The following is a 21,365-nucleotide window of genomic DNA, read 5'->3' on the forward strand; positions in this document are numbered from 1 at the left end:
CATCCGCGTGGATGGCTTCAGCCATCCACCCTACGCTGACCCGTTATGCCGGAATCGCTTCCGCTGCGGCCTCACGAGCCCATACCCGGTGCTGACCGAGCGCCTGGGCGAAGTTGCCGAACACCGCATCGACGTCATCGCCCTCCAGTAATCCGGCATCGGAGGTGAGGTTCAGCGACGCCAACAGCGGCCGCGCTGCACCGAGCACCACGATGGGTTTCAGATGCTTGTAGGCCTCCAGCACGTAATGTTTGGCCTCGCCGGACTTGGCCATGGCCGCCGCGGCATCGGCACCGCCGGGGACGAACACCGCGTCGAACATCACCGAGGGCATGCCGTCCATCGCGGCATCGACCGGCAGCATCTTGCCGTCCGCCGTTTTCACTGGAGCCGGCGACGGGCCGATGATCTTGGCCAGCGCGCCCTGCTCGGCCAGCTTGGCCTTGAATGCATCGATCGCCGCACCATCGACGCCGTTGGCTACCAGGATGGCCACCTTGCGCGACTTGATATTGCCCGGTGCATGGTTCATCAGGCTCAGCGCCGGCGAATCCTGCGGGGTTGGCGTCTTCGGCGTCACGGTCGGCGCGCTCGGCACCGGCAGACCGAGGTTCTCGGCGACACGGCGGGCCAGCTCCAGGTCGATGTTGGCGAGGATCTCGTTGACCTGGCGCTCGCGGATGAACACCCGCTCCACCTTGCCCAGCTCGAAGGTGTAGGCGCCGATGATGTGCTCCTTCTCCGGGCCGCTCATACTGTTCCAGAACAGCGTGGCCTGGGAGAAGTGGTCGCCGAAGGATTCACTGCGGTTGCGGATCTTGTGCCCCTCGACGCGCTCCGGATAGCTCTCGAAGCCGCAGCCCTGGGCCGCCGGCGGGGTTTCCTTGGGCCAACCGCTGTCGACCGAGTTGGGCTCGTAGTTGGCGCGGCCCTTGTTGATCGTCTGGCGATGGAAGGCGTCGCGCTGGTTGTTGTGGAACGGACACAGCGGACGGTTGATCGGGATTTCGTGGAAGTTCGGCCCACCGAGACGCAGCAGCTGGGTGTCGGTGTAGGAGAACAGCCGGCCCTGCAGCAGCGGGTCGTTGGTGAAGCCGATGCCCGGCACGATATGGCCGATGTGGAAGGCGGCCTGCTCGGTCTCAGCGAAGAAGTTGTCCGGGTTGCGGTTGAGGGTCATCTTGCCGAGCTTCTGCACCGGCACCAGCTCCTCGGGGATGATTTTGGTCGGGTCCAGCAGGTCGAAGTCGAACTTGTGCTCGTCGGCCTCCTCGACCACCTGCACGCCCAGCTCCCACTCGAAGTAGTCGCCCATCTCGATGGACTCCCACATGTCGCGGCGGTTGAAGTCCGGGTCCTTGCCGGCGATCTTCAGCGTTTCGTCCCAGACCAGCGAGAAGGCGCCGGCCACCGGCTTCCAGTGGAATTTGACGAAGCGGCTGACGCCCTCGGCATTGATCAGGCGGAAGGTGTGCACGCCGAAGCCTTCCATCGCCCGATAGCTGCGCGGCAGGGCGCGGTCGGACATGGTCCAGAGCACCATGTGTGCGGACTCAGGCGTCAGCGAGACGAAATCCCAGAAGGTATCGTGGGCCGATTGCGCCTGCGGGATCTCGTTGTGCGGCTCGGGTTTCACCGCGTGGACGAAGTCCGGAAACTTGATGGCGTCCTGGATGAAGAACACCGGCATGTTGTTGCCGACCAGGTCGAAGTTGCCCTCGTCGGTGTAGAACTTGGTGGCGAAGCCGCGCACGTCGCGCACGGTGTCCGCCGAGCCGCGCGAGCCCTGCACGGTGGAGAAGCGCACGAATACCGGCGTCTCCTTGCCTTCGGCGGCGAGGAACGAGGCCTTGGTCAGCCAGCTGTGATCGGCGTAGCTCTGGAACACGCCGTGCGCCGCGGCGCCGCGGGCATGCACGATACGCTCGGGGATGCGCTCATGGTCGAAGTGGGTGATCTTCTCGCGCATGATGAAATCTTCGAGCAGCGAGGGCCCACGGTCGCCGGCCTTGAGGGTGTTCTGGTTGTCGGCGATCTTCACGCCCTGATTGGTGCGCAGCGCCTCGCCGGTGGCATCGCTACGAAACTCTTCCAGCTGATCGAGCTTGGCGTTGTGATTGCCGCGGTCGACGGTGTCGGTGCCGGCGAGCTCGCTCTGTTTGGGGGTCTTATGCGTCATGATGGGCCTCGGTTAGCCGGTTAGCTGAACCGCGAACGATCGGGCCGGGAGCTGGCCAGATGCGTGATCGATTCACGGCGTACCGGTTAGTGACCCCATCGATCGCCGCAAGGTTGCCGCCTGCGACGATTTGCATTGCCTATGGCAGCGATATATTCAGCCAATCGAATGGGCACATTCGAGCGACCCGGCCGGCAAACGGGTAGAATGCCCGGCTTTCGCCGAATATCCCGGCAACGAACGCCGCACCCACAAGGTTCGCCCGTGATCGAATTCCATCAAGTCCACAAAACCTATCGGACCGGCGGCAGGGACGTCCCCGCCCTGCAACCGACGCAGCTGGAGATCGCCTCCGGTGAAGTCTTCGGCCTGATCGGCCACTCCGGCGCCGGCAAGAGCACCCTGCTGCGCCTGATCAACCGCCTCGAGGAACCCTCCGGCGGGCGCATCCTGGTCAACGGCGAAGACGTCACCGCGCTGGATGCCGACGGCTTGCGGCGCTTTCGTCAGCGCGTCGGCATGATCTTCCAGCACTTCAACCTGCTGATGTCCAAGACCGTGGCCGACAACGTCGCCATGCCGCTGCGTCTGGCCGGCATCCGCTCGCGCAGCGAGATCGATGCGCGCGTCGCCGCCCTGCTCGATCGCGTCGGCCTCAAGGAGCACGCGCGCAAGTATCCGGCGCAGCTCTCCGGTGGCCAGAAGCAGCGCGTCGGTATCGCCCGGGCACTGGCCACCGAGCCGAGCATCCTGCTCTGCGACGAGGCCACCAGCGCCCTCGATCCGCAGACGACCGCATCGGTGCTGCAACTGTTGGCCGAGATCAACCGCGAGCTGAAGCTGACCATCGTGCTGATCACCCACGAGATGGATGTGATCCGCCGCGTCTGCGACCGCGTCGCGGTGATGGACGCCGGTGCCATCGTCGAACAGGGGCCGGTCACCGAAGTGTTCCTGCACCCCAAGCACCCGACCACCCAGCGCTTCGTGCTGGAAGACGAGGCGATGGACGAAAGCGAGCTGCACGACGATTTCGCCCATGTGCCGGGGCGCATCCTGCGCCTGACCTTCCAGGGTGACGCCACCTACAAGCCGCTGCTGGGCACCGTCGCCCGTGAAACCGGGGTCGACTACAGCATCCTTTCCGGACGCATCGATCGCATCAAGGACACCCCCTACGGCCAGCTCACCCTGGCGCTGATCGGCGGTGACATGGCAGCGGCAATGGCACAACTGCAGGCGGCCGACGTGCACGTGGAGGTATTGCGCTGATGGATGCTCTGTTCACCAACGTAGATTGGTACGAAATCTGGCTGGCGACGCTGGACACCCTGCTGATGCTCGGCGGCTCGCTGCTGTTCACCATCATCCTCGGCCTGCCGCTGGGCGTGCTGCTGTTTCTCAGTGGTCCGCGCCAGCTGTTCGAGAACGGCCCGCTGTACGCCGCACTGTCGTTCGTGGTCAACGTGCTGCGCTCGCTGCCGTTCATCATCCTGCTGATCGTGATGATCCCCTTCACCGTGCTGATCACCGGCACCTCGCTGGGCGTGGCCGGGGCGATCCCGCCGCTGGTGGTGGGTGCCGCGCCATTCTTCGCGCGCCTGGTGGAAACCGCCCTGCGCGAGGTGGACCGCGGCATCATCGAGGCGACCCAGGCAATGGGCGCGACGACGCGGCAGATCATCTTCAGCGCATTGCTGCCGGAAGCGCGTCCGGGCATCATCGCCGCCATCACCGTCACCGCCATCACCCTGGTCTCCTACACCGCGATGGCCGGTGTGGTGGGTGCCGGCGGCCTCGGCGACCTGGCCATCCGCTTCGGCTACCAGCGTTTCCAGACCGACGTGATGGTGGTCACCGTGGTCCTGCTGCTGGTACTGGTGCAGGTGCTGCAAAGCGTCGGCGACCGGCTGGTTACCCACTTTTCGCGTAAATGAACCGCAACCAGGGCGAGCGAACCTTCGCACCCCGCTCAACCTACGAAGGAACCGAATGATGAAGAAACTGATTGCCGCCCTGGCCACCGTCGCGGCGTTTTCCGCACAGGCTGCCGAAACCCTGACCGTCGCCGCCACCGCCGTGCCGCACGCCGAGCTGCTGGAGTTCGTCAAGCCGCAACTGGCCGAGCAGGGCGTCGAGCTGAACGTGAAGGTGTTCACCGACTACGTGCAGCCGAACATCCAGGTTGCCGAGAAGCGCCTGGACGCCAATTTCTTCCAGCACCAGCCGTATCTGGATGAGTTCAACAAGGGCAAGGGCACCGAGCTGGTCAGCGTTGCCGGTGTGCACATCGAGCCCTTCGGTGCCTACTCGAGCAAGGTCAAGTCGCTGGACGAGCTGCCCAACGGCGCCACCGTGGTCATCCCCAACGACGCCACCAACGGCGGCCGCGCCCTGCTGCTGCTGGCCAAGGCCGGCGTGATCACGCTGAAGGACGGCGCCGGCATCACCGCCACGCCGAAGGACATCGCCGAGAACCCGAAGAACATCAAGATTCGCGAACTGGAAGCCGCGACCCTGCCGCGCGTGCTGACCCAGGTCGACCTGGCGCTGATCAACACCAACTACGCGCTGGAAGCCAAGCTGAACCCGACCCAGGATGCCCTGGTGATCGAAGGCAGCGACTCGCCCTACGTGAACATCCTGGTCGCCCGTCCGGACAACAAGGACAGCGAGTCCATGCAGAAGCTGGCCGCCGCGCTGCACAGCGAAGCCGTGCGCCAGTTCATCGAAGAGAAATACCAGGGCGCCGTGGTGCCGGCGTTCTGATCCACCGCGATAGGCCAGGCCGTAGGTTGGGGCGGGGGGCGCAGCACCGAGGCCCAACCCGCACCGAGGCGTCGCCTGACGCACCGGCCCGTTGGGCTTCGCTGCGCTCAGGCTAGGCGCCCCCACCCAACCTACGACCGACCACCACACTCCGCCCACATGCACAGCCCTGTGGGGGGACCGTAGGTTGCGGTTGAGGCGCGCAGCGCCGAAGCCCAACTCGCACCGAGGCGTCGCCTGACGCACCGGCCCGTTGGGCTTCGCTGCGCTCAGGCTAGGCGCCCCCACCCAACCTACGCGGCCCCACCTACGATCTACTCGAAAACCCGCCGCATGCGGTTTCGATTTTTCAGGGCGCCAGCACCGCCGCGCCCTGGAAACGCCCGTGGCGCAGATCGTCCAGCGCCTGGTTGGCCTGCTCCAGCGGGTAGGCATGGGTTTCGGTATGGATGCCGACCTGCGCCGCGACCGGGAAGAAGTCCAGGCCGTCCTGACGGGTCAGGTTGGCTACCGAGACCAGCTCGCGCTCGTGCCAGAGGATGTCGTAGGGAAAACTCGGGATGTCGCTCATATGGATGCCGGCGCAGACCACCCGACCGCCCTTGCGCACGGCACGCAGTGCCGCCGGCACCAGCTCGCCGGCCGGTGCGTAGATGATCGCCGCGTCCAGCGGCACTGGCGATGACTCGCCCGAATCACCAGCCCAGAGCGCCCCCAGCGAACGGGCGAAGTCCTGCGCCGCCAGGTCACCGGGACGACTGAAGGCATAGACATCACGACCCTGCCAGCGCGCGACCTGCATGACGATATGCGCTGCGGCGCCGAAGCCATACAGGCCGAGACGCTTGCCATCCCCGGCCTTGACCAGCGAGCGCCAGCCGATCAGCCCGGCGCAGAGCAGCGGTGCCAGTGCCACGGCGTCGCCCTCCTCACCCAGATCGAAGGCGAAACGCGCATCGGCCACCACGTACTCGGCATAGCCGCCGGGCCGCGTGTAACCGGTGAACTGCGGCGCGTCGCAGAGGTTTTCCTCGGCGTGCTGGCAATAGCTGCAGGTGCCGCAGGTATGCCCGAGCCAGGGGATGCCGACCCGCTGGCCCAGCTCGAAGCCACTGACGCCTTCGCCCAGCGCATCGACGCGGCCGACGATTTCGTGGCCGGGAATGATCGGCAGCGGCGCCTCCGGCAACTCGCCATCCACCACGTGCAAGTCGGTGCGGCAGACGCCGCAGGCCAGTACCTTGACCCGCAGCTCACCGGGCCCCGGTTGCGGCTCGGGCAGCTCGCGCAGCTGCAACGGTTGGCCAATCTGTTCCAGCAACATGGCGCGCATCGACGTCTCTCCTTTCGTCTCCGTTCTGCTGAGGGTAGGCCGATCGGCAGAAAAAGGCTCTAGACTCGAAGCGTCCCATGCTCAGGAGTTCCACCTATGACGCTTTCGCCCTTCCATCTCGCCATTCCCGTCCACGATCTGGCCGCCGCCCGCGCCTTCTACGGCGAGGCGTTCGGCTGCGCCGAGGGCCGCAGCAGCGAGCACTGGGTGGATTTCGATTTCTTCGGCCACCAGCTGGTGATCCACGAAGCGCCGAAGATGCCGCATCAGGAGGCGGCGCACAGCAACCCGGTGGATGGCCACGACGTGCCGGTGCCGCACTTCGGCGTGGTGCTCGGCTGGGAACAATGGGAAGCGCTGGCCGAGCGGCTGAAGGCACGTGGCACGCGCTTCGTCATCGAGCCCTACGTGCGCTTCCAAGGCCAGGTCGGCGAGCAGGCCACCATGTTCCTGCTCGATCCCTGCGGCAACGCCCTGGAGTTCAAGGCGTTCAAGGACATCGGCCAGCTGTTCGCCAAGTGAGCGGGCTCAGCCGCGCTCGGCGAGGTGCTGGTCCTTGAGCTTGACGTAGTTGCCGGCGGTATAGCTGAAGAAGCTGCGCTCCTTGTCGGTCAGCGGCCGCGCCTGCTTCACCGGGCTGCCGACGTAGAGGTAGCCCGACTCGAGCGTCTTGCCCGGCGGCACCAGGCTGCCGGCGCCGATGATCACCTCGTCCTCGACCACCACGCCGTCCATCACGATCGAGCCCATGCCGACCAGGATGCGGTTGCCCAGGGTGCAACCGTGCAGGGTGACCTTGTGCCCGACCGTGACCTCGTCGCCGATGGTCAGCGGAAAGCCGTCCGGGTTGTACGGCCCGGCATGGGTGATGTGCAGCACGCTGCCGTCCTGGATGCTCGAGCGCGCACCGATGCGGATGCGGTGCATGTCGCCGCGGATCACCGTCAACGGCCACACCGAGCTGTCGGCGCCGATCTCGACATCGCCGATGACCACGGCGGAGTCGTCGACGAACACGCGCTCGCCCAGTTGTGGAGTGCTGTTGTGGTAGCTGCGTATCGCCACGATAGAAACCTCTTTGGCTGCGGGAAGGGTCGATTGTAATTAAGATGGGCGGCATTGCCGCTGCGGACCCGGGCTGAGCAGCATGCCGCCCGCCGTGGTCAGAGTAACAACCGGCCGACCGGCGTTGAAAAAGCACGACAGCGCGTCCATCTAGGACATCTGCCTGCCACGTCCGGCCTCGCTCCAGCGAGCGGCCTGCAATCCTCTTCGTCACAAGGTGTCCCCGTGAGCGCGAACAATCCCCTGCTGCAAGAATTCGACCTGCCACCCTACTCCGAGATTCGCCCGGAGCACGTCGAACCAGCCGTCGACACCATCCTCGGCGACAACCGCGTGGCGATCCAGGAGCTGCTCAGCCGCCCGGCCGAGAGCCTGGACTGGCAGACCCTGGTGGTCGGACTGGACGAGCTGAACGAGCGCCTCGCCCGCGCCTGGGGCCCAGTCGGCCACCTCAACTCCGTGTGCAACAGCCCGGAATTGCGCACGGCCTACGAGGCCTGCCTGCCCAAGCTGTCGGCCTACTACACCGAACTCGGGCAGAACCGCGCGCTGTTCGAGGCCTACCAGGCGCTGGCCGCGAGCCCCGCGGCTGCCGGTTTCGAGGTGGCGCAGCAGACCATCCTCGAGCATTCGCTGCGCGATTTCCGCTTGTCCGGCATCGACCTGCCGCCGGTCGAGCAGCAGCGCTTCGGCGCCATCCAGATGAAGCTTGCCGAGCTCGGCAGCAAGTTCTCCAACCAGCTGCTGGACGCCACTCAGGCCTGGACCCGGCACATCACCGACGAAAGCCTGCTGGCCGGCATCACCGATTCGGCCAAGGCGCAGATGGCCGAGGCAGCCAAGGCCAAGGGCCTCGACGGCTGGCTGATCAGCCTGGAATTCCCCAGCTACTACGCGGTGATGACCTACGCCGACAACCGCGCCCTGCGCGAGGAGGTCTACACCGCCTACTGCACCCGCGCCTCGGACCAGGGCCCGAACGCCGGGCAGTTCGACAACGGTCCGGTAATGGCCGAGATCCTCGAACTGCGCCATGAGCTGGCCGGGCTGCTCGGCTACGGCAACTTCGCCGAGCTGTCGCTGGCAACCAAGATGGCCGAATCCACCGAGCAGGTGCTGAATTTCCTGCGTGACCTGGCGCTGCGCAGCAAGCCGTTCGCCGAGCGCGACCTGGCCGAACTGCGCGCCTTCGCCGCCGAGCAGGGTCTGGACGACCTGCAGAGCTGGGACCTCGGCTACTACGCCGAGAAGCTGCGCCAGCAGCGCTACAGCCTGAACCAGGAAGAACTGCGCGCCTATTTCCCCATCGACAAGGTGCTGTCCGGGCTGTTCAGCATCGTCCAGCGCCTGTACGGCATCGAGATCCACGAGCTGGAAGGCTTCGATGGCTGGCATCCGGACGTGCGCCTGTTCGAAATCCGCGAGCACGGCCAGCACGTCGGGCGCTTCTTCTTCGACCTCTACGCGCGACCGAACAAGCGTGGCGGCGCCTGGATGGACGGCGCCCGCGACAAGCGCCGCACCGCTGACGGCACGCTGCAGACGCCGGTGGCCAACCTGGTCTGCAACTTCACCCCGCCGGTGGGCGAGCGCCCGGCGCTCTTGACCCATGACGAGGTCACCACGCTGTTCCACGAATTCGGCCATGGCCTGCACCACCTCTTGACCCAGGTCGAGCACGCTGGCGCGTCGGGCATCAACGGCGTGGCCTGGGATGCGGTGGAGCTGCCGAGCCAGTTCATGGAGAACTGGTGCTGGGACCCCGAAGGCCTGGCGCACATTTCCGGCCACTACCAGACCGGCGAAGCCCTGCCGCAGGACAAGCTGGACATGATGCTGGCGGCGAAGAACTTCCAGTCCGGCATGATGATGGCGCGCCAGCTGGAGTTCTCCCTGTTCGACTTCGAACTGCACGCCACCCACGGCGACGGCCGCAGTGTGCTCGAGGTGCTCGAACATATCCGCGACGAGGTCTCGGTGATGCGCCCACCAGCGTACAACCGCTTCCCCAATAGCTTCGCGCACATCTTCTCCGGCGGTTACGCGGCCGGCTACTACAGCTACAAGTGGGCCGAGGTGTTGTCGTCCGACGCCTTCTCGCGCTTCGAGGAAGAAGGGGTGTTCAACGCCGAGACCGGGCGCGCCTTCCGCGAGGCGATCCTGGCCCGTGGCGGCTCCCAGGAGCCGATGGTACTGTTCGTCGATTTCCGAGGCCGCGAGCCGTCCATCGACGCCCTGCTGCGCCACCTCGGGCTGGTAGCGGAGGCTGCGGCATGAACGACGAAGTAACCCGTGTCACCCCCAAGCGCTTCATCGCCGGGGCCGTGTGCCCGGCGTGCGGCGGCACGGACTGCATCAAGATGTGGGACGTCGACGGTGTGCCGCATCGCGAATGCATCGATTGCGGCTACGCCGACACCCTCAATGCGCAGGGCCAGTCGGTACCGACCGAGCTCGGCACGCGGGTGAACAAGGTGCAGCCCAAGCCGGCCAACCCGCAGGTGCAGTCGGTGCAGTTTTTCCCCAACCCGAAATTGAAGAAGCCCGAGTAGCCGCTGTGCTGCACCTGACCTGCGGCGACCTGGCCGGCGACAGCGTGCGTGCGCTGCTGGCCAGGCACGAGCCTGAGGCACAGGTGCGGGTATTGCGCGACGACCTGGCCGTCGGGCCGTTGAGCGGCGTGGACAGCGCGCCTTGTGCTGCTCGCGCCGCATTCTGGGAGCAGGTCTGGCCCGCTGAGGTGGCGCCGCGCCCGGCGTTCGCCGATGAGCTGGCGGCTGATGCACGCTGGCTAGCCAACCTAGCCAAACAGGCTGCAGCCGTAACGGTTTGGCACGGCGACAGCGCATCCGAACAGCTGCTGCTGGCGCGCGTCGCCGCGGCATTGCAGGGCTCAAGCTGTGGACTGCATGAAGTCTCTTGCGGTACCGGAGACAGCCGCGCCGGCCAGCGCAAGGCGGTGTCCATGCATTCGCCCGAAGCACTGGCGGCGCTCTACCGTCCCCAGGCGGTTCCGGCATCTCGCCAGACTGAACTGGCCGCGGTCTGGCACGAGCAGCGCGCCAGCTCGCATGACATTCGCCGCTGGTGCGAGGGGGCGTTTCGGGGCGAAGACTATCGGCTGATCGACGCGGCGCTGGTCGCTGCCAGCCCCAACCAGTTCGCTCCGCTGGCGCGTGCGATGGCCGAGGTCATGGGCCATTGCGACGGCTTCTTTGCCACCGATTTCTTCCTCTACTGGCGCGCCCGTGAACTGGCTGCGGCCGGGCAGCTGGAATTGCGCGGCGATTCGGCGGCCGGCTACCGGGACCTGCAGGTCCGCCGCCTCGGTTGAAGGTGCCAGAAGGTCCGGGATGCACCCAACGGGGCCAGCGCGTAGGTTGGGTTGAGACGCGCAGCGCCGAAGCCCAACACTCGGTACGCCGCATACCCCATTCCGGCATGACGCTCCGCTCGTTGGGCTTCGCTGCGCTCAACCCAACCTACAGGCTGCCTTGCCCACAGACGATCCCGGGTGCGCTCCGCGCACCAGCTAGTATCGCGCCGCCCCAAAAAGCCCGCGGTGCGCGGGGCACCTGCCTATCCGTGCGATGCGGCCTTTCAGCGCGTAGGTTGGGTTGAGGCGCGCAGCGCCGAAGCCCAACACTCGGTACGCCGCATACCCCATTCCGGCATGACGCTCCGCTCGTTGGGCTTCGCTGCGCTCAACCCAACCTACAGGCTGCCTTGCCCACGACGATCCCGGGTGCGCTCCGCGCACCAGCTGAGATCGCGCCGCCCCAAAAGCCCGCGGTGCGCGGGGCACCTGCCTATCCGTGCGATGCGGCCCTTTCAGCCTTCCACCTTGGGCGTCGCCCGTCCCGGCTGCGGTGGCGAGGCGAACAGACGCTTGAGCTTCATCGCTGGCGCTTCGATCAAATGCCAGGACAGCGCGGCGAGGATCAGCGTCGGCACGAAGGCGATCAGCGTCAGGCCGAGCACGCCGATCTGCGGGCCGAACAGGTAGACGGTCAGCTGCTGGAACGGGAAGGCGTAGATGTACAGGCCGTAGGAGAAATCGCCGTACTTGCCGAAGCGCGAAATCAGCGGCAACGGCGCATAGGCCAGGTAGAGCACCAGATACGGCAGCGCGATGAAGTACACCAGCGGACCGATGTCGGTACGGAAGGTCGCCACCAGCGCGGCAAACAACAGCGCCGCGATCCAGCCACGCCAGGGGATGTCGTCGCGATAGAGGAACAGCGCCGCGCCGCTGTAATAGAGCAGGCCCAGCTTGAAGATGTTCTTGATGAAGTAGGACTCGATCCCCAGCTTGCCCAGCAGCCAGAAATGCCCGACCGCAAGCACCGCAATCGGCAGGAAGATCAGCCGCCGCTTGAGGAAACCGGTCAGCCCGAGAATCATCACGCCGATGTACATCAGCACTTCCAGCGGCAGCGTCCACAGCGAGCCGTTGACCACGTCGGGGTAGGTGTTGCCGGTGAACACCCCGGGCAGTTCGTAGCGCGTCACCAGCAGGATGTTCTGCAGATAGGTCCAGGTGCCATCCGCGGCCAGATAGCGCGCGAGGTCGAATTGCGTGACCAACGGCCCGATGACGAAGGCCGAAAGCAATACCGCGACGATCAGTGCCGGGAAGATGCGCAGCGCCCGCTTGATCAGAAAGCTCTTCGGACTGCTGCTGGCCAGCCAGGACGAGGTGATCAGATAGCCGCTCATGACGAAGAAGATGCCGACGGCGATCGAGCCGCCCTTTTCGTAGCCGGTCAGCAACGTCAGGGGTTCATCACCGCGACGGCCAACCAACGGATAGCTGTGGGCGAACAGCACCAGCGCCGCAGCGAAGAAGCGCAGGAAGTCGAAATTGTTCTCCCGGGTGTGGAAAGAGCCGGTGGGATGCATGGTCTGCTCCTGACGAGTAGCGGCAGTGACGTGAAGGATGGAGCGCACGCAAGCGGTGCATGCCGGTACTGCCGGATCGGTTGCGCGTCGCGCTCCGATCGTCCTTGTTGTTTGCCGGCCGGCTCCACGACAGGCGTCGCTCGCGCGTGCAAGCGTTACCCGGTCAGCCCCTTTGTCCCGCACGCGGGGCAAATGTTCCCGAGCCAGCCGACAGGTGGTAGCAGGCAGCGCCGATCAGCGGCGCTGGCATGCTGTCACTGAGGCAATTACTGTATGCATGAACAGTAACAGGATCGATGACCCATGAGCTTCCACCGTGCCACACCACGCGGTCGCGGCACCGCGATCAACCCGGACAACCGTTTCGCCCCGACACGCAGCGAGGCGTACGACGACGGCTGGGAGCAGGAGGTGCCGCCGACCCGCGCCACCGAAGTGCGCCTGGAGACGGCCAAGAGCGTACTGACCCGCAACCAGTCGCCCGACGTGGGTTTCGATCGCTCGGTCAATCCCTATCGTGGCTGCGAGCATGGCTGCATCTACTGCTTCGCACGGCCCAGCCATGCCTACTGGGACCTCTCGCCCGGCATCGATTTCGAGACGCGGCTGATCGCCAAGACCAACCTCGCCGAGCGCCTGGAGGCCGAGCTGAGCAAGCCCGGCTACGTGCCGCAGCCGATCGCCCTGGGCATCAACACCGATGCCTACCAGCCGCTGGAGCGCGAGCAGCGCCTGACCCGCCAGGCGCTGGAGATCCTGCTGCGCTTCAAACACCCGGTGCACTTGATCACCAAGGGCTCGCTGGTGCTACGCGACCTCGATCTGCTGGTGCCGCTCGCCGAGCAGCGGCTGGTCAGCGTCGCAGTCAGCCTGACCACGCTGGACGACGAGCTCAAGCGCATCATGGAACCGCGCACGGCCTCGCCGGCGGCGCGGCTGCGGGTGTTGCGCACCCTGCATGAGGCTGGCGTGCCGGTCAGCGTGATGTGCGCACCGATGATTCCGATGATCAACGACATGGAGCTGGAGCGCCTGCTCGAAGCCGCCCGCGAGGCCGGCGCGCGATCGGCTGGCTATGTGCTGCTGCGCCTGCCTCATGAAGTGGCGACGCTGTTCGATGAATGGCTGCAGGAGCATTTCCCGCAGCGCGCCGCCCATGTCATGAGCCTGATCCGCCAGTCCCGCGGCGGCAAGGACTACGACAGCCGCTTCGGCAGCCGCATGCGCGGTGAAGGTCAATTCGCCCAGCTGCTGGCCCAGCGCTTTCAGCTGGCGTGCAAGCGCCTGGGCCTCAACCGACGGGATCAGAACTTCGGCCTGGATTGCAGCCGTTTCGCCGTGCCGGGTTCGCAGATGTCGTTGCTCTGAGGTCTCGCAAGCGCCGCCAGCGCCATCATTACGGTGGCTGTCAATCTGCCGCAAAGGCTCGTCCTAGAGCGGCTCGTTCAGCTTCAGTTAAGTCTCGCCGACTAGCCTCGGGGCAAATTTGACCAGCCAGTCACCAGGCGCACAAACGGCCTGATTGAGTGCTGGCACGCCTTGCCCCTGCATCAGGAGACCTGACCCATGCGTGAAATCTTCACCGCTCGCGCCGAGCGCAACGAACCATCCACACGTGGCGAAAGCGCCGACGAATCCTTCGCCCATCTGGTCGATGGCTTTCGCCGCTTTCGCACCGAGGTCTACCCCGAACAGCAGGCGCTGTTCGCCCGCCTGGCCAGGGCCCAGCAGCCGCGCGCGATGTTCATCACCTGCGCCGACTCACGCATCGTTCCCGAGCTGATCACCCAGAGTTCGCCCGGCGACCTGTTCGTTACCCGTAACGTCGGCAATGTGGTGCCGCCCTATGGCCAGATGAACGGCGGCGTCTCCAGCGCCATCGAGTACGCGGTGATGGCGCTAGACGTGCAGCACATCATCGTCTGCGGGCATTCCGATTGCGGTGCGATGAAGGCCGTGCTCGATCCCGCCGGCTTGCAGCGGATGCCGACGGTGAAGGCCTGGCTGCGGCATTGCGAAGTGGCGCGCAGCCTGGTCGAGCAGAACTGCAGCTGCACGGCCGGCGAGGCCTTGGGCGTGCTTACCGAGGAGAACGTGGTGGCGCAGCTCGACCACCTGCGCACCCATCCTTCGGTCGCCGCCCGCCTCGCCGGCGGTCAGCTGTCGATCCATGGCTGGGTCTACTGCATCGAAACCAGCGAAATCCTCGCCTACGACGCCAGCAGCGGCCGCTTCGCGCCGCTGGACGGCGACGGCCCGCTGCCGGTGGCAACGCCCGCAGCGCGCTACCTGCAAGCCTGAACCGCCGGCCGCAAGGCATTGGCTGTCGCTTCAGGCGGCGTCCAGAGGCGTCGCCGCGTGTCGAGGATTTTCGAATGAATGCAGAAACGCTCAAAGCAACGCTGCCGCGTGACCTGATGGCCTCCGTGGTGGTTTTTCTGGTGGCCCTGCCGTTGTGCATGGGCATCGCCATCGCCTCGGGCATGCCGCCCGCCAAGGGCGTGATTACCGGCATCGTCGGCGGGCTGGTGGTCGGTTGGCTGGCCGGTGCGCCGTTACAGGTCAGCGGCCCAGCCGCCGGACTCACGGTGCTGGTGTTCGAACTGGTGCAGCAGTATGGCGCTGCCATGCTCGGGCCGATCCTGCTGCTGGCCGGCGCACTGCAGCTGCTGGCCGGACGGCTGAAACTGGGTTGCTGGTTCCGCGTCACCGCGCCGGCGGTGGTCTACGGCATGCTGGCCGGCATCGGCATCCTCATCGTGCTGTCGCAGTTGCACGTGATGCTGGACGGCCAGCCGGAAGCCTCCGGACTGGACAATCTCGGCGCCTTTCCCGCCGCATTATGGGCCGCGCTGCCGTTTTCCGGCGGCGGTAACGGACTGATCGCCGCGTCTCTCGGCCTGCTGACCATCGCCTGCATGTGGGCATGGGATCGGCTCAAGCCGCAGCGCCTGCGCCTGCTGCCCGGCGCGCTGCTGGGTGTCGTGGCGGCAACCCTGGCGGGCCTGTGGCTGGGGCTCGACGTGCGCCGTGTCGAGGTGCCGGACAATCTCGCCGATGCCATCAGCTGGCTGCAACCGGCCGATCTGCTGGCCTTCGCCGACCCCGGTCTGCTGGTCGCGGCGCTGGCCGTGGCCTTTATCGCCAGCGCCGAAACCCTGCTGTCGGCGGCAGCGGTCGACCGCATGCACCAGGGTCCGCGCGCCGATTTCGACCGCGAGCTCAGCGCTCAGGGCATCGGCAACATGCTCTGCGGCCTGCTCGGCGCGCTGCCGATGACCGGCGTGATCGTGCGCAGCTCGGCCAACGTGCAGGCCGGTGCGCGCACGCGGCTGTCGGCCATGCTGCACGCACTCTGGCTGCTGGCCGCGGTGGTGCTGCTGGCCGCGCTGCTGGAGCAGATTCCAATCGCCAGCCTGGCCGGTGTGCTGGTCTACACCGGGCTCAAGCTGATCGACCTGAACGCGCTGCGCCAGCTCGGCCGCTACGGGCGCATGGCCATGCTGATCCATCTCGTCACGGCGCTGACCATCGTCGCCACCGACCTGCTGACCGGCGTGCTGCTGGGCTTCGCGCTGACCCTGGGGCAACTGGCCTGGCAGGCTTCGCAGCTGAAGGTCACTGTGGTGCAGGAAGGCCGCCGGGTCGAACTGCGCATGCAGGGCGCAGCGACCTTTCTGAAGGTGCCGCGACTGGCCCGTGCGCTGGAGGGCATACCGAAGAATGCCTGCGTGCATGTGCCAATGACGCACCTGCAGTACATCGACCATGCCTGCATGGAGCTGCTGGAAGAATGGCAGCGCGCGAATCAGGGCAGCGGCGCACGGCTGATCATCGAACCGCGGGCACTGACACGGCGGGTGGAAGGTCGCCGCCGACAGGCCGTGCATCTTGCCGCAGCGGCCGACGGGAACTAATCAGGGCGACCACCCCCTCATCTTTCAGACACGACTATGCACAACGTGCACACGCCGGCAGCGCATCGGATAAGCCCATGCGCTGCCGGCCCTTCTGGAGGATTGAATTGGACGTCTATATCGATCTGCTGCAATGGCCGGCCATGCTGGTCACGGTGACCGCCGCCTGGCTGATCGGCTCGCTGCAGCCCGGCCGGCGCTTCGTCGGCTTCTGCTGTTTTCTGCTGAGCAACCTGCTCTGGGTGATCTGGGGCTGGCACGCCGAGGCCTGGGCGCTGATCACCCTGCAGGTCTGCCTGGCGCTGATGAACCTGCGCGGCGTGAAGAAGAACGATGCCCCCACACAGCCCGAGCCAGACGCGCCCCGCGCTTAAATTGCCAGAGTGGGATCGCTGTCTATACTCCGAATCGTAGGCGTACCTGATTGAGTTCCGACTGCGCGTGCAAGCGTCCATGGCGCCGGCGAGCGTTTCGCCGGTGGCGTTGGGCAGAATCGGACCGATCGAGAACGTAGCTGGCATGACGGGAATGGTTTCCCCGGCCAGCCGATTTTCGGCGGTGCGATGGCGGTCGGCGGGATAACAAGAATCATAAGGGGAACCCGCAATGTCTCGACATCCATGCATCTGGATGGGGCTTGGGCTTTCGGCAATATTTGGCCAGGCTCAGGCGGCCTGGGACGTGAACATGCGCTCCGGCGCCACCGATGTCAGCCGTTCGGTGTTCGATCTGCACATGACCATCTTCTGGATCTGTGTGGTCATCGGCGTGCTGGTATTCGGCGTGATGATCTGGTCGATGGTCGCGCATCGCCGTTCCAAGCGTCAGCACTCCGCTCACTTCCACGAAAACACCCGCGTCGAGGTGCTCTGGACGGTCATCCCGCTGCTGATCCTGGTGGGCATGGCGATCCCGGCGACGCGCACGCTGATCCACATCTACGACTCCAGCGAATCGGACGTCGACGTGCAGATCACCGGCTACCAGTGGAAGTGGCACTACAAGTATCTGGGCGAGGATGTGGAGTTCTTCAGCAACCTCACCACGCCGCGCGAGCAGATCAACAACCAGGCGCCCAAGGGCGAGAACTACCTGCTGGAAGTCGACGAGCCGCTGGTGATTCCCGCGGGCGCCAAGGTGCGCTTCCTGATCACCGCAGCGGACGTCATTCACTCCTGGTGGGTACCGGATCTGGCGGTCAAGAAGGACGCCATCCCCGGCTTCATCAACGAATCCTGGACCCGCGTCGAAGAGCCCGGCATCTACCGTGGCCAGTGCACCGAGCTGTGCGGCAAGGACCACGGCTTCATGCCGGTGGTGGTGGAGGTGAAATCCGCCGAGGACTACGCCGCCTGGCTCGGCGAGAAGAAAGCAGAGGCCGCCAAGGTGGCCGAACTGACCAGCAAGGACTGGACGCTGGCAGAACTCACCGAACGCGGCGAGAAGATCTACCAGACCTCGTGCGCGTCCTGTCACCAGGCCGGCGGCGAAGGTATCCCGCCGATGTTCCCGGCCCTCAAGGGCTCAGCCATCGCCACCGGCGACATCGAGGCGCACATCGACATCGTCGTCAACGGCAAGCCCGGCACCGCCATGGCGGCGTTCGGCAAGCAGCTGTCGGAAGTCGACCTGGCCGCGGTCATCACCTACGAGCGCAACGCCTGGGGCAACGAGACCGGCGACATGGTCACGCCGAAAGACGTGCTCGACTTCAAACAGGCCGAAGAAGCCACCCAGTAAGAGGATTCGGTGATGAGTGCAGTGATCGACGATCATGGTCATGCCGGACATGACCACCACCACGGCCCGGCCAAGGGTCTCTCGCGCTGGCTGCTGACCACCAACCACAAGGACATCGGTTCGATGTACCTGTGGTTCAGCTTCTGCGCCTTCCTGCTCGGCGGCTCGATGGCCATGGTGATCCGCGCCGAGCTGTTCCAGCCGGGCCTGCAGATCGTGCAGCCGGAGTTCTTCAACCAGATGACCACCATGCACGGCCTGATCATGGTCTTCGGCGCGGTGATGCCGGCCTTCGTCGGCCTGGCCAACTGGATGATCCCGCTGATGATCGGCGCGCCGGACATGGCCCTGCCGCGGATGAACAACTTCAGTTTCTGGCTGCTGCCAGCCGCCTTCGGCCTGCTGGTCTCGACGCTGTTCATGGAGGGCGGCGGGCCGAACTTCGGCTGGACCTTCTATGCGCCGCTGTCGACCACCTACGCGCCGGAGTCGGTGACCTTCTTCATCTTCGCCATCCACCTGATGGGCATCAGCTCGATCATGGGCGCGATCAACGTGATCGCCACCATCCTCAACCTGCGCGCGCCAGGCATGACGCTGATGAAGATGCCGCTGTTCGTCTGGACCTGGCTGATCACCGCCTTCCTCTTGATCGCGGTGATGCCGGTGCTGGCGGGCGTGGTGACCATGATGCTGATGGACATCCACTTCGGCACCAGCTTCTTCAGCGCGGCCGGTGGCGGCGACCCGGTGCTGTTCCAGCACGTGTTCTGGTTCTTCGGCCATCCCGAGGTGTACATCATGATCCTGCCGGCCTTCGGCGCGGTCAGCTCGATCATCCCGGCCTTCAGCCGCAAGCCGCTGTTCGGCTACACCTCGATGGTCTACGCCACCGGGGCGATCGCCTTCCTCTCCTTCATCGTCTGGGCGCACCACATGTTCACCGTCGGCATCCCGCTGACCGGCGAGTTGTTCTTCATGTACGCCACCATGCTGATCGCCGTGCCGACCGGGGTGAAGGTGTTCAACTGGGTGTCCACCATGTGGCGCGGCTCGCTGACCTTCGAGGCGCCGATGCTGTTCGCCGTGGCCTTCGTGATTCTCTTCACCATCGGCGGTTTCTCCGGGCTGATGCTGGCCATCGCCCCGGCGGACTTCCAGTATCACGATACCTACTTCGTGGTGGCGCACTTCCACTATGTGCTGGTGCCCGGAGCGATCTTCGGCATCTTCGCCTCGGCCTATTACTGGCTGCCGAAGTGGACCGGCCACATGTACGACGAGACGCTGGCCAAGCTGCATTTCTGGATGAGCTTCATCGGCATGAACCTGGCGTTCTTCCCGATGCACTTCGTCGGTCTGGCCGGCATGCCGCGGCGCATCCCCGACTACAACATGATGTTCGCCAACTTCAACATGGTCTCCAGCGTCGGTGCCTTCATGTTCGGCGCCACCCAGCTGCTGTTCCTGTTCATCGTCATCAAGTGCATCCGCGGCGGCGAACCGGCACCAGCCAAGCCCTGGGACGGCGCCGAGGGGCTGGAATGGAGCGTGCCGTCGCCGGCGCCCTACCATACCTTCCAGGTGCCGCCGGACATGAGCGACGTGCACGAACACCGCAAGGGCACCGGCGGGGAGCTGTTGCCGTGAGCACGCATCGGGGCTTGGCTGGGGGGTGCCGGGCCACCCGCAACTGCCAATCGGAGAGGCTGCCATGAGCGAAGCCCTGTCCACTCGGCGCCTGGTCCGCCGCCTCGTGTTCGTCGTGATCGCGATGTTCGGCTTCGGCTTCTTGCTGGTGCCGATCTACGACGTGATGTGTCAGGCCTTCGGCATCAACGGCAAGACCGCCGGCGCCTACACCGGCGTGCAGAGCGCCGACGAGGCGCGTGCGGTGCGGGTGCAGTTCCTCGCCACCAACGCCGCCGGCATGCAGTGGCAGTTCGGCCCGCTGGCCGACCAGCTCAGCGTGCACCCGGGCGCCAGCCAGGAAATCCGCTTCGTCGCCTACAACCCGACCGACAAGCCGATGACCGCCCAGGCGATTCCCAGTGTCTCGCCGTCACGGGCGGCCGCCTACTTCCACAAGACCGAATGCTTCTGCTTCACCCAGCAGGTGCTGCAACCGGGCGAGCGCATCGAAATGCCGGTGCGCTTCATCGTCGATCGCGACCTGCCCGCCGACGTGCATCACCTGACCCTCGCCTACACGCTGTTCGACATCACGTCCCGCCAGCCGCCGGTGGCCGCCAACGCCACATCGGCACCGGCCAAGGAGAGTCTGCAATGAGCCAACAGACCACCCACGAGCAGTATTACGTTCCCGATCAGAGCAAATGGCCGATCATCGCCACCATCGCCCTGCTGGTCACCTTCTATGGACTGGGCAGCTGGTTCAACGACCTGAAGGCCGCGCGGGATTCATCCAACGGGCCCATCATCTTCTTCGTCGGCGCCCTGCTGATCGCCTACATGATGTTCGGCTGGTTCGGCGCCGTGGTGAAGGAAAGCCGCGCCGGACTGTACAGCGCACAGATGGACCGTTCGTTCCGCTGGGGCATGAGCTGGTTCATCTTCTCGGAGGTGATGTTCTTCCTCGCCTTCTTCGGCGCGCTGTTCTACATCCGCTACTGGGCCGGCCCCTGGCTGGCCGGCGAAGGCGACAAGGGCATCAGCAACATGCTCTGGCCCAACTTCGAATACACCTGGCCACTGCTCAATACCCCCGATCCCAAGCTCTATCCGGCACCGGAAGGCACCATCAGTGCCTGGGGCCTGCCGCTGATCAACACCATCCTGCTGGTCAGCTCCAGCTTCACCCTGACCTGGGCGCACCATGCGCTGCGCAAGAACAACCGCCAGCACCTCAAGCTCGGCCTGGGCCTGACCGTACTGCTCGGTGCGGCGTTCCTGGTCTTGCAGATCGAAGAATACGTGCATGCCTACACCGAACTCGGGCTCACCCTGGGCTCGGGCATCTACGGCGCGACCTTCTTCATGCTCACCGGCTTTCACGGCGCCCACGTGACCATGGGCGCGATCATCCTCACGGTGATGCTGGTGCGCATTCTGCGCGGACATTTCAGCCCGGAGCAGCACTTCGGTTTCGAGGCGGCGGCCTGGTACTGGCACTTCGTCGACGTGGTGTGGATCGCGCTGTTCGTCTTCGTCTACGTGATCTAGCGAATCAGAAACCGAAGGCGGGACGCAGCTGCCCCGTATAGAAACCCCAGCCGATCAGCGCAACGGTCAGTGCACTGAGGCTGACCCGGATGAACAGGGCCGTGATCACGCGGGAGGTGCGGCCCTCGTCCCTGACCAGGAAGAACAACCCACTGAACAGACTGACCAGCGTGGCCACTAACAACAGAACGATCGCCGCCTTGAGCATGAGCGATTCCACGACAGGGGTATTGGGGGTGGAGTATAGCCAGCCGTATCGACACAACAGGCTGCCGGC

Annotated in this window: 20 protein-coding genes; 15 read left to right on the forward strand and 5 right to left on the reverse strand. The window is 65.5% G+C overall.

Annotated features, from left to right (window positions below):
* Positions 1-43: 43 nt before the first annotated feature.
* Complete coding sequence (gene katE / locus P5704_013620) at positions 44-2,179, reverse strand: catalase HPII (protein ID WOF77103.1); 2,136 nt, start codon at positions 2,177-2,179, stop codon at positions 44-46.
* A 264-nt stretch (positions 2,180-2,443) separates the two neighbouring features.
* Between katE and P5704_013625 the strand changes: the two genes are divergently transcribed.
* The 3 genes from P5704_013625 to P5704_013635 are packed head-to-tail and all read left to right on the forward strand — an operon-like array spanning position 2,444 to position 4,948.
* Complete coding sequence (locus P5704_013625; protein WOF77104.1) at positions 2,444-3,451, forward strand: methionine ABC transporter ATP-binding protein; 1,008 nt, start codon at positions 2,444-2,446, stop codon at positions 3,449-3,451.
* On the forward strand, positions 3,451-4,116 hold the full coding sequence (locus P5704_013630; GenBank protein WOF77105.1) for a methionine ABC transporter permease: 666 nt from the start codon (positions 3,451-3,453) through the stop codon (positions 4,114-4,116). The genes P5704_013625 and P5704_013630 overlap by 1 nt, the downstream gene beginning before the upstream one ends.
* A gap of 58 nt (positions 4,117-4,174) precedes the next feature.
* Positions 4,175-4,948, forward strand: a complete 774-nt coding sequence (locus P5704_013635; GenBank protein WOF77106.1) for a MetQ/NlpA family ABC transporter substrate-binding protein — start codon at positions 4,175-4,177, stop codon at positions 4,946-4,948.
* A 349-nt stretch (positions 4,949-5,297) separates the two neighbouring features.
* Here the strand turns inward: P5704_013635 and P5704_013640 are convergent, their stop codons facing one another.
* Positions 5,298-6,281 carry a zinc-dependent alcohol dehydrogenase family protein gene (locus P5704_013640; GenBank protein WOF77107.1) on the reverse strand — a complete coding sequence of 328 codons (984 nt, stop codon included), beginning with the start codon at positions 6,279-6,281 and terminating at the stop codon, positions 5,298-5,300.
* A 96-nt stretch (positions 6,282-6,377) separates the two neighbouring features.
* Between P5704_013640 and P5704_013645 the strand changes: the two genes are divergently transcribed.
* Positions 6,378-6,803, forward strand: coding sequence for a VOC family protein (locus P5704_013645; GenBank protein ID WOF77108.1), 426 nt, complete (start codon positions 6,378-6,380; stop codon positions 6,801-6,803).
* A 6-nt stretch (positions 6,804-6,809) separates the two neighbouring features.
* Here the strand turns inward: P5704_013645 and P5704_013650 are convergent, their stop codons facing one another.
* Positions 6,810-7,346: a gamma carbonic anhydrase family protein gene (locus P5704_013650; protein WOF77109.1), complete on the reverse strand. Its 537-nt coding sequence runs from the start codon at positions 7,344-7,346 to the stop codon at positions 6,810-6,812.
* A gap of 225 nt (positions 7,347-7,571) precedes the next feature.
* Between P5704_013650 and prlC the strand changes: the two genes are divergently transcribed.
* From prlC to P5704_013665, 3 genes are read left to right on the forward strand one after another with little or no spacing between them, the layout of a single operon-like run.
* Entirely contained in the window at positions 7,572-9,623 is a 2,052-nt protein-coding gene (gene prlC, locus P5704_013655; protein WOF77110.1) for an oligopeptidase A, read from the forward strand.
* Entirely contained in the window at positions 9,620-9,898 is a 279-nt protein-coding gene (locus P5704_013660; GenBank protein ID WOF77111.1) for a YheV family putative zinc ribbon protein, read from the forward strand. The genes prlC and P5704_013660 overlap by 4 nt, the downstream gene beginning before the upstream one ends.
* 5 nt (positions 9,899-9,903) lie before the next feature.
* Positions 9,904-10,680, forward strand: a complete 777-nt coding sequence (locus tag P5704_013665) for a DUF1835 domain-containing protein (GenBank protein ID WOF77112.1) — start codon at positions 9,904-9,906, stop codon at positions 10,678-10,680.
* A gap of 497 nt (positions 10,681-11,177) precedes the next feature.
* Here P5704_013665 and P5704_013670 read toward each other — a convergent pair whose 3' ends face one another.
* Positions 11,178-12,248: an acyltransferase gene (locus tag P5704_013670; protein ID WOF77113.1), complete on the reverse strand. Its 1,071-nt coding sequence runs from the start codon at positions 12,246-12,248 to the stop codon at positions 11,178-11,180.
* A gap of 303 nt (positions 12,249-12,551) precedes the next feature.
* Here P5704_013670 and P5704_013675 point away from each other — a divergent pair, with 303 nt between their 5' ends.
* The 8 genes from P5704_013675 to P5704_013710 all read left to right on the forward strand — a co-directional run bounded on the left by P5704_013675 (position 12,552) and on the right by P5704_013710 (position 21,088).
* Entirely contained in the window at positions 12,552-13,616 is a 1,065-nt protein-coding gene (locus tag P5704_013675; protein ID WOF77114.1) for a PA0069 family radical SAM protein, read from the forward strand.
* Between the two features lie 198 nt (positions 13,617-13,814).
* A complete protein-coding gene (locus P5704_013680; protein ID WOF77115.1) occupies positions 13,815-14,549 on the forward strand; it encodes a carbonic anhydrase in 735 nt (244 codons plus the stop codon).
* A gap of 74 nt (positions 14,550-14,623) precedes the next feature.
* Positions 14,624-16,165, forward strand: coding sequence for a SulP family inorganic anion transporter (locus P5704_013685; protein ID WOF77116.1), 1,542 nt, complete (start codon positions 14,624-14,626; stop codon positions 16,163-16,165).
* 107 nt (positions 16,166-16,272) lie between these two features.
* The gene (locus P5704_013690; GenBank protein WOF77117.1) at positions 16,273-16,539 is read left to right on the forward strand and encodes a hypothetical protein; all 267 of its coding nucleotides are present in this window, start codon (positions 16,273-16,275) and stop codon (positions 16,537-16,539) included.
* A gap of 232 nt (positions 16,540-16,771) precedes the next feature.
* A complete protein-coding gene (gene coxB / locus P5704_013695; protein WOF77118.1) occupies positions 16,772-17,905 on the forward strand; it encodes a cytochrome c oxidase subunit II in 1,134 nt (377 codons plus the stop codon).
* A 12-nt stretch (positions 17,906-17,917) separates the two neighbouring features.
* Entirely contained in the window at positions 17,918-19,555 is a 1,638-nt protein-coding gene (ctaD, locus tag P5704_013700) for a cytochrome c oxidase subunit I (protein ID WOF77119.1), read from the forward strand.
* A gap of 64 nt (positions 19,556-19,619) precedes the next feature.
* On the forward strand, positions 19,620-20,195 hold the full coding sequence (locus P5704_013705; protein WOF77120.1) for a cytochrome c oxidase assembly protein: 576 nt from the start codon (positions 19,620-19,622) through the stop codon (positions 20,193-20,195).
* Positions 20,192-21,088: a cytochrome c oxidase subunit 3 gene (locus tag P5704_013710; protein ID WOF77121.1), complete on the forward strand. Its 897-nt coding sequence runs from the start codon at positions 20,192-20,194 to the stop codon at positions 21,086-21,088. Before P5704_013705 ends, P5704_013710 begins: the two co-directional genes overlap by 4 nt.
* A 4-nt stretch (positions 21,089-21,092) precedes the next feature.
* Here the strand turns inward: P5704_013710 and P5704_013715 are convergent, their stop codons facing one another.
* Complete coding sequence (locus P5704_013715; protein ID WOF77122.1) at positions 21,093-21,296, reverse strand: twin transmembrane helix small protein; 204 nt, start codon at positions 21,294-21,296, stop codon at positions 21,093-21,095.
* Between the last annotated feature and the right edge of the window lie 69 nt (positions 21,297-21,365).

Source organism: Pseudomonas sp. FeN3W, from assembly GCA_030263805.2.
Lineage (GTDB): Bacteria > Pseudomonadota > Gammaproteobacteria > Pseudomonadales > Pseudomonadaceae > Stutzerimonas > Stutzerimonas stutzeri_G.

Coding starts and splice junctions, on each gene's coding strand:
- katE (WOF77103.1), bottom strand. CDS start 2,179: ATGACGCATAAGACCCCCAAACAGAGCGAGCTCGCCGGCACCGACACC.
- P5704_013630 (WOF77105.1), top strand. CDS start 3,451: ATGGATGCTCTGTTCACCAACGTAGATTGGTACGAAATCTGGCTGGCG.
- P5704_013635 (WOF77106.1), top strand. CDS start 4,175: ATGAAGAAACTGATTGCCGCCCTGGCCACCGTCGCGGCGTTTTCCGCA.
- P5704_013640 (WOF77107.1), bottom strand. CDS start 6,281: ATGCGCGCCATGTTGCTGGAACAGATTGGCCAACCGTTGCAGCTGCGC.
- P5704_013645 (WOF77108.1), top strand. CDS start 6,378: ATGACGCTTTCGCCCTTCCATCTCGCCATTCCCGTCCACGATCTGGCC.
- P5704_013660 (WOF77111.1), top strand. CDS start 9,620: ATGAACGACGAAGTAACCCGTGTCACCCCCAAGCGCTTCATCGCCGGG.
- P5704_013670 (WOF77113.1), bottom strand. CDS start 12,248: ATGCATCCCACCGGCTCTTTCCACACCCGGGAGAACAATTTCGACTTC.
- P5704_013675 (WOF77114.1), top strand. CDS start 12,552: ATGAGCTTCCACCGTGCCACACCACGCGGTCGCGGCACCGCGATCAAC.
- P5704_013680 (WOF77115.1), top strand. CDS start 13,815: ATGCGTGAAATCTTCACCGCTCGCGCCGAGCGCAACGAACCATCCACA.
- P5704_013685 (WOF77116.1), top strand. CDS start 14,624: ATGAATGCAGAAACGCTCAAAGCAACGCTGCCGCGTGACCTGATGGCC.
- coxB (WOF77118.1), top strand. CDS start 16,772: ATGTCTCGACATCCATGCATCTGGATGGGGCTTGGGCTTTCGGCAATA.
- ctaD (WOF77119.1), top strand. CDS start 17,918: ATGAGTGCAGTGATCGACGATCATGGTCATGCCGGACATGACCACCAC.
- P5704_013705 (WOF77120.1), top strand. CDS start 19,620: ATGAGCGAAGCCCTGTCCACTCGGCGCCTGGTCCGCCGCCTCGTGTTC.
- P5704_013710 (WOF77121.1), top strand. CDS start 20,192: ATGAGCCAACAGACCACCCACGAGCAGTATTACGTTCCCGATCAGAGC.
- P5704_013715 (WOF77122.1), bottom strand. CDS start 21,296: ATGCTCAAGGCGGCGATCGTTCTGTTGTTAGTGGCCACGCTGGTCAGT.